11 protein-coding genes are annotated in these 16205 nt (G+C 36.7%); 1 reads left to right on the forward strand and 10 read right to left on the reverse strand.

Annotated elements, in window-relative coordinates:
- Positions 1–81 precede the first annotated feature (81 nt).
- The 10 genes from hisF to hisD are packed head-to-tail and all read right to left on the reverse strand — an operon-like array spanning position 82 to position 14383.
- Complete coding sequence (gene hisF / locus BW942_RS19700; protein ID WP_000067921.1) at positions 82–852, reverse strand: imidazole glycerol phosphate synthase subunit HisF; 771 nt, start codon at positions 850–852, stop codon at positions 82–84.
- The gene (gene gatA, locus BW942_RS19705; RefSeq protein WP_001002770.1) at positions 849–2312 is read right to left on the reverse strand and encodes an Asp-tRNA(Asn)/Glu-tRNA(Gln) amidotransferase subunit GatA; all 1464 of its coding nucleotides are present in this window, start codon (positions 2310–2312) and stop codon (positions 849–851) included. Before gatA ends, hisF begins: the two co-directional genes overlap by 4 nt.
- Positions 2309–2599: an Asp-tRNA(Asn)/Glu-tRNA(Gln) amidotransferase subunit GatC gene (gatC, locus tag BW942_RS19710; protein WP_001024432.1), complete on the reverse strand. Its 291-nt coding sequence runs from the start codon at positions 2597–2599 to the stop codon at positions 2309–2311. Before gatC ends, gatA begins: the two co-directional genes overlap by 4 nt.
- 26 nt (positions 2600–2625) lie before the next feature.
- Positions 2626–4041: an undecaprenyl-phosphate glucose phosphotransferase gene (locus BW942_RS19715; protein ID WP_000910880.1), complete on the reverse strand. Its 1416-nt coding sequence runs from the start codon at positions 4039–4041 to the stop codon at positions 2626–2628.
- Between the two features lie 2 nt (positions 4042–4043).
- On the reverse strand, positions 4044–7019 hold the full coding sequence (locus BW942_RS19720) for an LPS-assembly protein LptD (RefSeq protein WP_001131037.1): 2976 nt from the start codon (positions 7017–7019) through the stop codon (positions 4044–4046).
- 23 nt (positions 7020–7042) lie between these two features.
- Positions 7043–7876: an undecaprenyl-diphosphate phosphatase gene (locus BW942_RS19725; RefSeq protein ID WP_001070489.1), complete on the reverse strand. Its 834-nt coding sequence runs from the start codon at positions 7874–7876 to the stop codon at positions 7043–7045.
- A gap of 6 nt (positions 7877–7882) precedes the next feature.
- Entirely contained in the window at positions 7883–8608 is a 726-nt protein-coding gene (locus BW942_RS19730; RefSeq protein ID WP_000742261.1) for a lipoprotein LipL31, read from the reverse strand.
- Between the two features lie 46 nt (positions 8609–8654).
- Positions 8655–12215: a transcription-repair coupling factor gene (gene mfd, locus BW942_RS19735; RefSeq protein WP_000654025.1), complete on the reverse strand. Its 3561-nt coding sequence runs from the start codon at positions 12213–12215 to the stop codon at positions 8655–8657.
- On the reverse strand, positions 12212–13069 hold the full coding sequence (panC, locus tag BW942_RS19740) for a pantoate--beta-alanine ligase (protein ID WP_000634421.1): 858 nt from the start codon (positions 13067–13069) through the stop codon (positions 12212–12214). The genes mfd and panC overlap by 4 nt, the downstream gene beginning before the upstream one ends.
- Before the next feature lie 30 nt (positions 13070–13099).
- A complete protein-coding gene (gene hisD, locus BW942_RS19745) occupies positions 13100–14383 on the reverse strand; it encodes a histidinol dehydrogenase (RefSeq protein ID WP_001007462.1) in 1284 nt (427 codons plus the stop codon).
- Positions 14384–14482: 99 nt separating this feature from the next.
- Between hisD and BW942_RS19750 the strand changes: the two genes are divergently transcribed.
- On the forward strand, positions 14483–15247 hold the full coding sequence (locus BW942_RS19750) for an exodeoxyribonuclease III (protein WP_002068111.1): 765 nt from the start codon (positions 14483–14485) through the stop codon (positions 15245–15247).
- Positions 15248–16205 lie beyond the last annotated feature (958 nt).

The raw sequence follows: 16205 nt of genomic DNA on the forward strand, positions 1-16205 counted from the left end.
GTTAAAATAATATTGCCTAACAAAAACTATCACATTCCAAAAATAGAAAACCATTTTCAGCATCTATAGACAAATATCATTTTAATCTAAACGAACCGAAATACCCATCTCTTCCATAGCTTTTTTAGTCTCACGGATAGAATATTCTCCAAAATGAAAAATAGAAGCAGCAAGTACTGCATCTGCTTTCCCGCGTAAAATGGCTTCCACCATATGCTCCGGATTTCCGGCCCCTCCAGATGCTATAATTGGAATTCCCAGAGACGAGGAAAAATTCTTTAGAAGATGAATATCAAATCCATTTCTAGTTCCATCTCGATCCATAGACGTAAGTAAAATTTCTCCAGCACCTTTTTCGGCGGCCTCTTGAGCCCAATCCAAAGCCTCCCTTCCGGTTGCTGTTCTTCCTCCGTGTAAAAAAACTTCGTATCGATCTCTTTCTTTTTCATGCTTAACATCAATTGCACAAACGATACATTGAGATCCATAAATTTCGGAAGAATATGTTAACAATTTGGGGTTTTGAAAAGCTGCAGTATTGATTGATACCTTGTCCGCTCCTTTTTCTAAAACGGCTTTTACGTCGTCTACGGTTCTAATTCCTCCTCCTACTGTAAAAGGAATGAAAATCTTTTCGGCTATCCTCTCTACAAGATGAAGTAATATCTCTCTTCTATCCGAAGAAGCGGTTATATCTAAAAAACAAAGTTCATCGGCTAAATTCTCTTCGTAGATCGCAGCCGATTCCACTGGATCTCCAGCGTCCACTAGATTTACAAAATTTACTCCCTTAACTACACGCCCGTCTTTGATGTCCAGACAGGGAATTACTCTGGCAGTAAGATTACTCATTTAATACTTTCCGGAAACTGAATATTCATTCCTTCTAATGTAGAAAGTGCTAATGCAATTCCGAAAAGTTTTCCTTCTTGAAAATGAGGAGTAGTAATTTGTAATCCGATTGGAAGCCCTTTTTGATCCGCTCCCATAGGAACACTCATTGCAGGAAGTCCGGCGAGATTTACGCTAGTAGTCCAAATATCAGCTTTATACATCTGAATTGGATCTTTCGTTTTTTCACCAATCTTAAACGCAGTCGTAGGAGAAGTAGGTTGTAATATACAATCTACTTTTGAAAAGAAAGATTCATATTCCTTACGAATCAAAGCCCTTGCCTTTTGTGCGGTTCCATAATAAGCGTCATAATAACCTGCAGACAAAGAAAAAGTTCCCAAAAGAATTCTTCTCTTTACTTCCGGTCCAAATCCTTCCGTTCTAGAATCTACAAAAAGATCTTCTAGTTTTCCAGTTTTATCTTTTCTAGATCCAAAACGAATCCCGTCAAACCGGGAAAGGTTGGAAGAACATTCCGCAGTCGCTATGATATAATAGATTGGAATTGCAAAACCGAATTTCGAAAAATCAATATCAACTAACGTAGCGCCTTTTTCTTTTAACTGATTTAGAACTTTATCATACGATTTTACTACTTCAGATTGAATTTCTGGAGTCATTTTAATGACCCCTACTTTCAATCCTTTAAAATCCTGGGGCTGAACATCCGAAGCCGAAAATTTGGGACGATGGATAGAAGTAGAATCCCTTACGTCTTTTCCGGAAATTACAGAATACAAATCTATACAACCTTGTAGTTCTCTAGAAAATGGTCCGATCTGATCTAAACTAGAAGCATAAGCTACAAGCCCATAACGGGAAACGGTTCCATAAGTAGGTTTGAGTCCGTAGAGCCCACAAAGAGAAGCAGGTTGACGAACCGATCCTCCCGTATCCGATCCAAGTGCCAGTGGAACCATAGAAGCGGCAACTGCCGCTGCAGAACCTCCGCTGGAACCACCCGGAATTCTTTCCAGGTCAAAAGGATTTCGAGTTGTCTGAAAGGCGGAATTTTCCGTGGAGCTTCCCATCGCAAACTCGTCCATATTAGTTCTTGGAAATAGTATAAAACCTTTTTCTAAAAGTTTTTCTACAACAGTTGCGTGAAATGGAGATTTATAATTTTCTAATATTTTAGAAGAACAAGAAGTGATCGTATCCCGAATACATATATTATCTTTGATTGCAACCGGCATTCCGTCGAATTCCGAAAGTGGTTTTCCTTCTTTTCTACGTTTGTCACTTTCTTCTGCGGAGTTTAATACTTTTTTTTCATCTAAGTATAGAAACGCTTTTACAGCACCGTCTACTTCTCGAATCCGATTGATACAAGCGCTTACAAGTTCTGTGGAAGATATTTTTCCGGAATTCAGAGAATCTTTCAATTCCACATAAGGTTTTTTTAATATTTCGTTCATGTTTCTATCACCTTAGGAACCACGAAATATCCATTTTGAAAAGAAGGTGCAAATGACTCTATCTCTTCTCGTGACAAATGTTTACCAGCCAAATCAGGACGAATTGCATTTTCATGATGTAGGTAAATTTCGTCGTCCTTGATTGAACTCACGTCCAAACCTTTTATCTGATCTACATATTCTAAAATTTTATTAAAGTCTTGAAGAGTGGCCTCTTTCTCTTCGGAACGAATTTTTAAACGAGAGAGTTCGGCGATCTTTTGCAAAGAATCTTCGTTGATGTTCATGATTCTCCCCTTGCGGCAAGAGTGTTTTAGTATGCGTTTTTGTCCATGATTCCTTTAAAAGGAGTCAGTAGAATAATTTTCAAATCCAGCCAAATAGACCAATTTTCAATATAATAAATATCCGCGGCAATTCTATCTTCAATCGAAGTATCTCCTCTCAAACCTTTAACCTGTGCGAGTCCTGTAATCCCCGCCTTAACCGCGTGTCTTCTCATATAATGTTTATGATCATTTTTAAACTTTTCTACAAAATGAGGGCGTTCCGGTCTGGGCCCAACAACTGACATATCCCCAAATAAAACGTTAAAAAACTGAGGAGTTTCATCTAAAGAAAGTTTACGTAGAATTCTTCCCACACTCGTAACCCTGGGATCGTTCTGAACCGTCCAAGTCGTTTCGGATTGGGTTTTAGCTTGAACGACCATCGTTCTAAACTTAATCATCTTAAACTTCTTATTATCCAACCCTACTCTTTCCTGATAGTAAAACACCGGACCGGGCGAAGTTAGTTTTACGAGCAAGGCCATCAATAAATAAAATGGGGAAAAAAATAAAATAAAAAGAATCGAAAAGGTTAGATCGAAAATTCGTTTTACGAATTTATTATATCCTAATCGAATCGGAATGTTCCGGATCGAAATTACTGGAAGACCTTCCATTTCTTCTACTCTTCCACGAGCTTTGATGAATTCCTGGAAACCAGGAACGATCTTAAGGTCAATTCCTTCGTGATCGCACGCGTCCAAAACTTCTTTAAGATAATCTCCTTCCGAAGGTTCCAAAGTATAAACCACTAAATCGGGTCTTTCTTTTTCTAAAACGTGCGAGATCTTTTCGATCTTACCAACCACTTTCATTTCTTTGCTAACCGGTTTTGCACTTTTTGTTTGAACAAATCCTAAGATCTTATAGCCGTATATTCCATGTTTGATGACCGCGTCGTTAAAACGTTTTGAAGTTTCAGAAACACCTACAACCAATACACTTCTTAAATTATATCCTTTTTTACGAAGAATACGCAAAACGATTCTGGCAATATAATGAAGAATACTTGAGGTCAAAATGTTGATCATCGCAAAGGCAAGTACTACATATCTGGAAAATCGTTCGCTTCCTAAGTCCCCTCTAAAAAAGAATAAAACGGCAAGCACTAATACAAGATTGAGAAATACCCCGCTTATAATCGTCAAAAATTCGTCTATAAAAGAAAGACCTCTTCTAGGATGATAAAGATCGATCGCAATAAACACAATCACTTGAAAAAAAGCTAATAAAAAGAAAAGGAATATATAACTTTCAATATCTACGTAACGCCGATCCGTTCCGTTTTCGTCTAAAAAATAAAATCTAAAAACGAATGCCAAAATACCGCTAAATAAAGCATTTGAAAAATCTAATATTGTAAATATCAGTTTGAATGTTTGACTTCTTTCCTTTAGCATAATCAAGGGTTCTCCGAAGAAATTCCAGTGCTGTCCCCCGCTTGGAAAGGACGTTTTCGGAATCTAAACAAACGAACTCTGGTCAGTTCCGAAGAATCTTGTTGTCCCAAAGTAAAATCCGTGATCGAAATCGAGAAAAATACGGATTGATCGTAAAAGGAAACAAGTCCGTCCGTTCTTCCTCCAGGAACCGAACGAAGATCCATACTATACCCCAACCTAAAATTCGCAGTATGAAGATTGTATTTAATCGTTCCCATAAATCGATTGATATTTAGAGCCGTGTTTTGTCTTGAACCGTTTCCATTGACTCCGGTTCCGTCTAACAAATCTTTTTGAAGAGAGGTTCGATCTAAATTGATCGTGGCAACAGACATGGTAGGATCGTTTCCGTAGTAAAAAGTATCGTATGTATTACCAACCTGATTTGTATATCTCCAAGGCTGACTAACTCTAGAATCCAATTCCGCCTCAATTCCTAAATACCGAGTAAAATCTACATTCGCTTTGACGAATACTCTATAACCATCTAAAATTGGGCTATTATAAACATGATACCAAGTTCCACCTAATTCCAGTTCACGAATCAAACGTACAAAAGGAAGTGTAAAACCTCCCATCTTGTAAGAAGCCGTCAAACTATTATAAAGTGGTTTTGCTTTTGGATTGTGATGTACATAATCGTTATTTAAAAATAACCCGGAATAAAAACTTCTCTTTCTTTCCAATAAGGAAACTCGTTTAGGTCGTAACCCATCCAAAAAGTCAAAATATCCAGAAAACCGAGCAACTGTAAAATACCATCTTTCTGCATCCGTAGGTTGGGGTTTGTATTCGTCAGAAAAACTTCTTAAGTCTCTTATGGTTCTGATGGATATTTCAAAATTTTCTAAAGCGTAACTTTCCAAAGAAAGTTCCAGTTCGTGTTGTCTGGTTTTACCTAAAATCGGATCTTGTAGTTCGGGTTTATAAATTTCAGTTTTTCGATAGGTAGTATTAAAAAATAAAAGTGGAATTCCAAACCTTAAGTTAGAAGAAGTTCTTAGATATTCGTAAGATTCTCTTGCAAGATACCTTTCTAAAGAAGTAAACGCGTTATCCGTAACTCCTGTCACCGCCGTATTATTTCTAACGTTTGCAGATTGTTTTTTAGCTCCAAAAAAAGCGTTTGGAGTAAAAGCCAAATAGCTTCCAAAATTAAGAGTGGTTCTAAGTCCAGATTCACCCTGGGTAAAATACTGTGTCCTAAATACGTTCTCTTTATAATCTCCCCAAGGATCTTGAAAAGAACCGTCCAGAGTGGGAATTTTTAAATTTTCCCGAATCGGAGCCCCGTAGTATCTTAGAATTGTGTTATTTAGAAAAACGTCCCAATAAACCGCTGAATTAAAATAAGGAATCCTTCCAATTTCGGAAGAATTTCGAATTGTAGTAGTAGGTATCGTGTCGACCGTAGGAAAATATCCAGACTTATCTGCAGGATTTAATATATAATAGAGAAGATTTCGTTTCATTCCTATATTGATAGAAAGGTCCCCTCTGTTTTCCGTATAATCCAATTTCCATTCTAAGGTATTACGAATAAAACCCATACGAACGTTTCTAGCAGTATAAAGAGATTGTAATGTATTTGCAGGTTCATATCGATTTCCGTATTCGTAATCAAAAAGCCTGTCCGTATAATTTTCGTACTGTAAACTGATGTTTCGGGTAACGTCTTTTTCCGTATTGTTCGTTTTAGAATTTAAAAGTATTCTACCCTTCCACCAAGGTTCTACGTCCGGTCCGATATTTCTAAGAGGGGCGTTCGGGTCCGCCGAATAAAGAGCCCCCCGATCCACTTGATTTGTAACCGCGGTTGTACCTACTCCGAAATTATGAAAACGATCTTCGTAGGCGGTAGTAGTTTGATACCTTTTATGATTGGCGTAGGCTATATCAATTAGATAATTCAAAGCAGGGCTTTGATTCCACATCTCCATATGAAACGCCTGGCCCGTTTTTTCGTAAAAATCCGCTCTAAATTTATAACCCATAGGAGCCAATGGAAAAGTAGGAATTGTAGACCATTGATACGAAGTTTGTAAAAACAATCCCTGTGTATTGTTCTTACCCGCTTGAGCGATCCACCCATTTCCTAAATTGCTATTGTATAAAAATGGCAACCAAAGAACGGTCGTACCTCCAACCTGATAACGAACATTAGTCGCCATTACAGTTTTATCTTCGTAGATATAGAGTTTATTTACCTTAAAAGAATAATGAGGCTTTTCAGCATTACAAATTGTAAAATAACCCATCTCTAACGCATAACGTTTATCATCTAGTTTTTTGAGTTTTTCTCCAATAAAATGAGCGGGAGAAAAAGTGCCTTTTGTTTTATAGACCACTCCTTTTTCTAAACGAAAATCATAGATAAACTTATCACCTTCTACAATCGCCCTACCATCCTTATAGACGATCCCACCTTCTGCATAAATTTCCTGTCTTTCACTATCAACTGTGATTGTTTCTGCTTCTAAAGATCCTGAACGTAGTTTTAAACGAACCCTACCACGAAGAACTAAAACCCCAGACTTATTTTTATCTACTTGGAGAAGTTCTCCTTCAGAAGCGTTTTCAATAGAAATAGGAAGCGCTTTTTTAGTTTGTGGAAGTTGAACCATTGGATCTACAACAGTCGGAAGGGGTTCTTCCAAAGCTGCACGTAGACGTTTTCTTCGAGTAAAAAGAGAACCATCCCGAGTTAGTCCGAGAGAAAGTAAAAGATCGTCTATTTCTCTGTCTGGAAGTGTGTCTATAGATTTACCGAGTAGACGATTTTTGGCTCTGAGTATAGCTAACTTTTTATCATCACTAGAAGAATCGGATCCAGCCCCACCCGTAAGTAAACGAAGAGTCTGTTCATCCGTAGACTGAGCATAGATAGGAATCTTGATCAGTAACAAAGATAAAATCAGAACCAGACGGAGAGGCATACCGTGTCAGATTATTCTCCTCATCAAATCAACTTAGTGAGAACGAGAACTCCGACCCCCAACAAGATTCTATAAACTCCGAAAACGCTAAAAGAATGTTTTTGTATATAACGTAAAAACCAACGAATCACCAAAGTACAAAGAAGAAATGAAACTAAAAAACCAAACATCAATACTGGTATCGTATTCCCATTTAGAATAGATCGATATTTAATTAATTTATAAATTCCTGCTGCAAGAAGAACCGGAACGGCAAGAAAAAAAGAAAACTCAGCACTACTTTTAGTATCCTTTCCTAAAAAACGAGCTGTAATGATCGTAGCAGCTGATCTAGACATTCCTGGAATCAAAGCCATACATTGAAAAATTCCAATCAGAATAGAATCCTTAAAACCAATTGATTTTTTTTCTTCCGGTCTTTGATGAAAATACCATTCTGCAACTAGAATGAGAACTCCTCCAAAAATCCAAGCTCCCGAAAGAATCTCTAAAAGATCCGGTCTTGCTTTGATCGTATCTAAAAACTTCTTCGCGATAAAACCAGCGATTAAAATCGGAAAAGCGCCAATACAAATTTGAATTAAAAAATGAAAACCTTCTGAATCTGAATTTTGTTTTAAAATATATCGAAAAGAAGAAACAATCTGCGACTTGAATTTCTCTCTATATAAAAATAAAACAGAAAGAATCGCACCACTCTGAATGAATATATCAAAAAGGTCATCAAATTCTACATTCTCTCCGTAAAAGGGAAAAAAAGAACTGAATAAAAAAAGATGTCCTGTGGAAGACACTGGTAAAAATTCTGTGATCGCCTCAATGATACTTCTCAGAAAGGCGTTCAGATACGGATTCAATTGAAATTACTGCCCAGTAGTTTTAGGAGTTTCCGTTTTAGGAGCAGTTCCTGTTGCAGACGAAGATTCTTTTTTATCCGCCTCACCGCCTATTTTTTTCTTTAAGAAAGCATCTAAATCAAACTTATCATTGTGTTTGATAGCAACCTGTTCTTTAATTCTTTCTAAAACTTTTGGAAGAATTTCCTGAGACTTATCCTTTTTCAATTTCGCTCTTGCAAAAAGAATACAACGATCTATAGGAAGAGAACTGATTTGAGGTTCCTTAGAACGAAGTTTTTGACATTCTTCCATCGCTTCTTCTTCGGAAATTTTAATCTTACTTTCTACAAGATGCATTACATAAAGTTGAGAAACGATCTGCATTTCCTGAAACTTTAAAATCTTTTTAATGTCGTCCCGTTTTGTAAAACCGTCTTTTTCAGCTGCGATCGTAGTGATCATCATATCTCTGTATTGATCGTAAAAATTTTTCTTTTGAAACTGATAATTCAAAGCTCTCATTTGTTCCGGAACTTCCGATATGTCTTTAGAAATAAATTCGAGAAGATTTTCTTTTTCTATATTTTGAACTCGACTCATCGCATCGATAGCTACATTATAAGTATCTTCAAAACTGTTCACAGTGATCTTGTTACCATCCAAGGTTTCAATCACTTCGGAATTATCTCCACAACTCGCAAAAAAAGCGGTCAAAATAGAAACAAAAATGAGAATACTGTTTTTTTTCATCGGACTAAAGTTCCTGTTGCAAAGATAGGATTCGCGCCTGGATCGTCTATACTTTTTTAGAAGGTAGCATTTCCGAAAGAAGAAAGATTAAAGTGTCTAGCTTTTCTTTTTCCAACTTTTTTTCGGTTTGAAAAATCAATACATTTGGTTCCTTAGGATTGAGGGTGAGTCCTGTTCTAGCAGAGATTAGTTGAATGATTTTAGTATGATCTCCTCTAAAATAAGAACCGGATTTCATTTTAATTTCATCTTTCATTTCTGTTACGAATTCAAAACCTAAATTAGATGCAAGAGTTCTGATCTTTTCTAAAAGTATAAATGTCTTTGCATCCTCCGGAGGTTCTCCAAAACGATCCAACATTTCAGAATAAATTTCCTCAATCTCATCTAAGTCTCTTGCACCTTCTAACTTTTTGTAAAATTCTATCTTCTGTCTTGTATCAGAAATATATGTTTCCGGAATGAAGAAGTTTGTATTCAAAGTAACAGAAGTTCTAACCTCTACTACGATTTCTTCTCCCTTAATTCTAGCGATCGCGTCTTCTAACATACGGACATAAAGATCAAATCCTACTTCCATAATGTCCCCGGATTGTTCCTTTCCGAGTAGATTACCAGCTCCTCTGATTTCTAAATCACGCATTGCCACCTTAAAACCAGAACCTAATTCCTGATATTCGAAGATCGTATTGAGTCTTTTTTCCGCCTGTTCCGTCACAACTCTATCTTTAGGAAGTAACATATAAGCAAATGCTTTCCGATCACTTCTACCAACTCTACCTCGAATCTGATACAATTGAGAAAGACCAAAAAGATCTGCTCGTTTTACAAAAAGTGTATTTACATTAGGCATATCAATTCCGGATTCTATAATCGTGGTAGTGACTAAAATATCGTATTTACGATTGTAAAAATCCAACAGAGTTTCTTCTATTTCGTCTTCCGTCATTTGACCGTGTAAAATTCCAATGGACACTTCTGGAACGAGTTTGCTCAGATAATTAGTTTCCTCTTCGATCGTCTCCACGCGATTATAAAGATAAAAAACCTGACCGCCCCTTTGAATCTCGTTTCTGATCGCATCCGAAATGAGATCATCGTCTTCTTCTAAAACATAGGTTTCGACCGACTGACGGTTCTTAGGTGGAGTGGCGATAATAGAAAGTTCTCTGATTCCAGTCAAAGCCATGTGTAAGGTTCTAGGAATCGGAGTCGCAGTCAAAGTCAGAACGTCCACTAAATTCTTAAACTTCTTAATGGTTTCCTTATGATTAACACCAAACCTTTGTTCTTCGTCTATAATCAAAAGTCCTAAATTTTTAGGTTTTAATTTAGAAGAAAGAATGGCGTGGGTTCCAACCACCATATCTACCTTACCTGCGGAAAAATCGGCCAATATATCTCTAATTTCTGCAGGAGTTTTAAAGCGGGACACGAGTTCTACTCGAACTGGATAATTTTCAAAACGATTCTTAAATGTATTATAATGTTGTAATGCTAAAATCGTAGTAGGAGCAAGCATCATGATCTGTCTACCAGCCATCGCTACCTTAAACGCAGCACGAATCGCCACTTCCGTTTTTCCATAACCAACATCTCCACACACAAGACGATCCATCGGCCTAGAAGATTCCAGATCTTTTTTTACAGCTTCAATCGCTTCTATCTGATCCGGAGTTTCTTCGTATTCAAACTCGGCTTCAAATTCCTCTTGGTAAATCGTATCTGGAGGAAACGCATAACCTTGTAACTTGAGTCTATTGGAATACATCTGAACTAAATCTTCCGCCAAGGCTTCGACCGCTTTTTGAACACGGTCTTTCGTTTTTTTCCAAGTGCTTTTCCCCAAACTATCCAAACGAGGAGACTCAGTTCCACCAATATATCTTTGAACCAAAGAAATCTGGTCCAACGGAACAAACAAACTATCTCCACCCGAATATTCTAATTTAAGAAAGTCCCTTTCTTTACCACCAGCGCTGGTTCTTTCTATTTTTAAAAACTTACCTACACCGTGATGAATATGAACTACGTAGTCTCCTTCTTTTAGATCTATAAAACTCTGAAGCGCTTTGCTATTCTGTTTTTTAAAACGTGTCTTACGTTTATATTCTCTTCCAAAAATGTCGTTTTCAGAAAGAATTAGAATTTTCTGATTTTCTAATATAAATCCGTTTCTCAATTCGGACAAAACTAAAAACGTATCCGATTTATGATTTCCCAAATGAAACGGAAGAGGTTCTGTAGAATCTTCATTTAATAAAATCACACCTTCTTTTTCAAAAAGACCTTGTAACCTTTTTGTCTGAGCTTCAAAAGAAGAAGTCAAAACGATCTTCCAACCTCCTTTTGCCCTCAATTCTGAAATTTTTTCTCTTACCTCTCTAATTTTACCTTTAAACGAAGGAGCTTCTTTTAACAAAGAAACCAGATCGTTTTCGTTTCTGGGAGGAAGTCCCACAAAAGAAAGACCAATCGATTCGGAAAGAACCTTAAATTCTTCTCCAAAAGACAAAAGTTTTTCAGGAGGAGCACATAGAACTTCTCGAGAACGTTTTTCAAAAAGAGAAAGGTATTCTTTTTCCAAATGAAACAATCTTTCTTTGACAGAGTTTGCAGAAGGGAAAATAAGAATTGGTGGTTTCGAAAAGTAAGAAAGGATTCCGTGGTTTTCTCTGACCAACGGAATAAGCTCCTCGTAATAAATTCCATAATTACCTTCCGGAATTTCAGGAAGATGTAAAGAAGAGTCCGAAGACTTTAGAAAATTCTGATATTCTTTTTTTTGTTCTTCAGAAAGAATATATTCATCCGCAGGAAGAAGAACCGCCTGATCTAAATCAGTCATAGATCTCTGGCTATCCGGATCAAAAGTGCGAATCGATTCTATTTCTTCTCCAAAAAGATCGATTCTCACAGGCTCTGTGGAATACGAAGAAAAAATATCTAGAATTCCACCTTTTAGACTAAACTCTCCGAAAGTTTCGCAAACCTGTACTCTTTTATAACCTAAATCGATCAATTGAATCAGAAGGGATTCTAAATCGATTTCTTTTCCCTTTTTTAAAACGATCGCTCTTCCTTGCATCGTTTGTATCGGAGGAAGAGTTTTTAGAAAACCGGAAACGGAAGTAAATATCAAAACAGGTTCTCCACTCAGTATCTTTGCGATGGCCTTAATTCTTTCTCGTTTCATCTCGGAAGGATAACGCATGTATTCGTAGGGAAGAACTTCCTGCCCCGGCAAATAAATCAGATCATTAGAGGGAAGAAAACTGAGTGCCTCTCTAAATAAAAATTCAGCCGAGGTATTATTTTCGGAAACGACTAAAATCGTTTGATTCAATTTTTGAAATAAAGAAGAAGCTAATATAGAATGGCTTCCCGTAGTAACCGAATATACCGAACCTACAACTTCGGTGTTTACGGAAATTTTTTTTTCTGAAGCCGAAACAGATTGTGTCTTTAGAGTTAAATTCGATTGAGTTTTTAAATTCGAAGAATCCGCAAATGAAGATTTTATTTTTGAAGTAGAATTCTTTTTTTTAAGAGAAGATTCAAATCTTGAAAAAACCCCATCGCCTATCATGTTCAAAAGATCTTTCATGAAATAGGAACACTCAAAGTAAGGTTATCTATCAAACGCACTGGGCCTATAAAAGCGGCAATCGCAAGTAAAATTTCTCCTTCTAAAACTTCCAAAGGGTCAAGAGTATCTGCATTCAAAATTTCTAAATAATCCAGACGAATTTTAGAAGAAGAATCTAAAACGTCCTTCATGATCTCTTTAACCAAAAGCGGATTTTTTATTCCGGAAAAAATTTGATTTTCTCCTAGTTTGAGAGATCTATAAATCAAAAGTGATTCTTCTTTTTCTGTTTCACTTAGACGAGAATTTCTAGAACTAAGAGCTAAACCTTGGGAAGAACGTACCGTTTCACAACCGATGACTTCTATCGGAAAGGCCAAAGTATTACAAAACTCCCGGATGAGTAGATATTGCTGATAATCTTTTTTGCCAAAAAAAGCAAAATCCGGCTGTACAAAATGAAAGAGTCTAGAAATTACCAGAAGTACACCTTCAAAATGCCCTGGCCTAGAAACCGCACATAAGCTTTTCATTAAATTAGGAATTTTTAATACAATATCTGGAATTCCATCGGGATATATAGTTTCTTTGTCCGGTAAAAAAACAAGATCTACCTTTTTAGATTCACAAAGTTTCAAATCCCCTTCCGTATTGACCGGATATTTGGCGTAATCCTCCGGATCATTAAACTGAGCGGGGTTTACAAAAATAGAAACCACGGTTTTATCCGCTTTGGATATACATTCTTCAAATAAGTAGGCGTGACCCTCGTGCAAAAAACCCATGGTAGGAACAAAACCGATCCTTTTTCCTTGGGCTTTCCATAGACGAACTTGGTCCAAAACTTCTTCAGGGATTTTACATACAATCATAATATTTAAATATACTTAAGTTCTAATCTTTTACCGTCTGATTCTAACCGAATTTCCGTGTTCCTCGTCAAGACCCTCGAATTCGGAAAGAACTTTAACGTGTGGATACAAATTTTGGATGGACTTCTTAGAAACCTCTTGCCAAGTAACCCGTTTTAAGAACGTAGAAACTCCTAAGGAAGAGTAAATCCTAGCAGCTCCTGCGGTTGGAAGTATATGATTAGTTCCACTAATATAATCTCCCATGGCAACCGGAGAATAATTCCCTAAAAAGACGGAACCTGCGTGTTTTACTTTTTTTAGATCCTTTTTAAAATTTTTGGTTTGGATCTCTAGATGTTCGGGAGCAAACAGATTTGAAAATACAAAACATTCTTCTAAATTAGAAAAAACGAATATTTTTCCATGATCTTCGATGGATTTACGTTTCATCTCTCCCCTTTTAGGTCTTTCTATAAGAGCCTTTTCCACTTCTTCCTTTACTTTTTGGGCAAGAGATAAAGAATTCGTACAAAGAATTGCAACGGAATCTTCTCCGTGTTCTGCTTGAGACAAAAGATCTGCCGCAACCCACATAGGATCTGCAGAATCGTCGGCTATGATCAAAACCTCGCTCGGACCTGCTGGGCTATCGATTCCGATTACACCTTGACCGCTTAAATATACTTTTGCGGCGGTCACAAACTTATTTCCGGGACCAACCACAAATTCGGAAGAAGGAATACTTTCCGTTCCATAAGAAACCGCTGCAATTCCCTGTGCGCCTCCCGCCATAACGATTCTATCAGCTCCGGCAATTTTGGCGGCTGCAATCAGACCATCTGGCAGAGTTCCTTTTCTTGGGGGAGTTACAATTTGTATATTTTTTACTCCGGCGAGTTTTGCTGGAATCACTCCCATTAAAATTGTAGATGGGTACAATGCTTTTCCACCAGGAGCATAAACGGAAACAGATTCAATCGGAGTATGGAGGATCCCAAGTTTATTTCCATGTATTATAATTTCTTTATTTTCTGGAATTTGAATTTTATGAAAGTTACGTATATTTTTTGCGGCTTTTACCAGAGCCGTTTTGAGTTTAGGATCGATTTTAGGATTCAGTTTAGAAATTTCCAAAACAAAGGATTTAGGAGGGATAACCTCGTCAAATTTTTGAGTGTATTCTCGAAGTGCAGAGTCTCCTCTATTTTTTACGTCTTCTACGATCGGCTTTACGAGAGCCAGCGTGGAACTTAAGTCTTCTCTAGCGCGTTTTAAAACGGGATCTAAAACAGAATGATCCTTTAAACCAACTTTAAAAATTTGTATCGCCATCTAAGAAACCAGATTTTCCAAAAGAACGAATCTTGCATCTGAAATTTATTCAAAAAACAATTGCTTATAAAAGGAATTCCTCCAATTTACACTCTGCTTATGAAATTTATCTCTCTCAACTGTAATGGAATTCGTTCTTCCCTAGAAAAAGGACTGGCCGATTATATTCGAAATACAAAACCGGATTTTATCTGTTTTCAAGAAACAAAGGCAAACCAAGACCAGGTTCCCCCTTCTCTCTGGGAAGAAGGAGGTTATACTCCGGTTTTCCACAGCGCCGAAAAAAAAGGATACAGCGGAGTTGCCGTTCTTTATAAAAAACCCCCGGAAAAAATCACAATCGGAATCGGAGATCCGTTTTTTGACAAAGAAGGAAGAAGTATCTATTTAGAATATCCGAACTTCGCGCTTTGGAATTTATACTTTCCTTCCGGAACCACAGGAGACATACGTCAAGCGGCAAAGATGAAGTTTCTAGACTTATTTCAAAAAGAATCTTCTAAAAGGAGAAAAAAACAACCGAATATCATAGTATGTGGGGACGTAAACATTGCTCATACCCCTCAAGATATTCACGATCCAAAAGGAAACGCAAAGAGCAGCGGATTTTTACCCGAAGAAAGAGAATGGTTATCCGAATTTTTAAACAAGGGTTGGGTAGATACATTTCGATATCTCTATCCAGACAAACAGGAATATTCCTGGTGGACGTTTCGCGCCGGAGCCAGGGCCAAAAATAAGGGCTGGAGAATTGACTATTTTTTTGTAACAGAAGAACTTAAGAAAAACGTAAAGAGCCATTCCATCTTCAGAGACAAACCTTTTTCTGACCACGCCCCTCTTGAGTTTGAAATTAAACTTTAGAAATTTATAATGAACTCTTTTTATTTTTTGAAGAAAGTTTATAAAGCAAAACCTAGAATAGAGTCTTTGAAAAATTAGTTTTCTTCTATTTCTTATTTATTAAAGTGAGCGGGTAATTTCGTTTTTTTAATATTACATTCAATAATTTTAATATTTCGATGTAATTCCAGAGGCAGTACAATTCAAAACTATTAAATTGAGTTTTCCAATACTTACACTCCTCAAAGATTACATAATAAAGTACTAATTCAATAAGTTTACATCAACTCTGTAAATTCAAAGCAAGAAAATCTGGGCAAATTTAGCGTCACCGGCCCCGCTTTCAGCCCCAGTCTATAAATTGCATCAAAGAAACGTTATACAATATTTCGTCTTTGGTTTCAATTTATCATAGAACCTGCTAAGCTCTCCTACGCTTCAATCTCTTTCGCATTGGATTCTATCGAACTTACGTAAAACGGTAGCTGGGATAAACATTTAGATATTCTATTTTATAGAGATGAGCCATCAGTAAGTTTAACGTGAATTCAATATTAAAAATTCGTTTTATCTTAGGTTAATCTTTTCGTAAAAAAAATAGATGTGGGAGCTCTCACAAATCATGGATTTAACGGTACGTATTGGGTCGGAACTGCGCCCAAATTTGGAAAGTTTGAGAACACTATAAAATACAAAAAGAATCATTGTCTAATTAGATTTTTACACAAAATTGTTGTTCTATAGCTACCATCAAAATTTAAATCCCATTTTAATAGAAATTCAACCGAGAAAGAATTCTCTAAAAGTATGAGTCCCACAGATTTAGTCACATTATAAGTTATTAAAGTGCTCCTTTTCATGATTGGAGTTTGTAATAATTCCTACATTTTCAAAATCCAACTGTAAAACTTGATTTGTGGTAGTTCCTACAGATTTAGTCACATTATAAGTTATTAAAGTGCTCCTTTTCATGATTGGA

The organism is Leptospira interrogans (genome assembly GCF_900156205.1).
In the GTDB taxonomy this organism is placed as follows: domain Bacteria; phylum Spirochaetota; class Leptospiria; order Leptospirales; family Leptospiraceae; genus Leptospira; species Leptospira interrogans.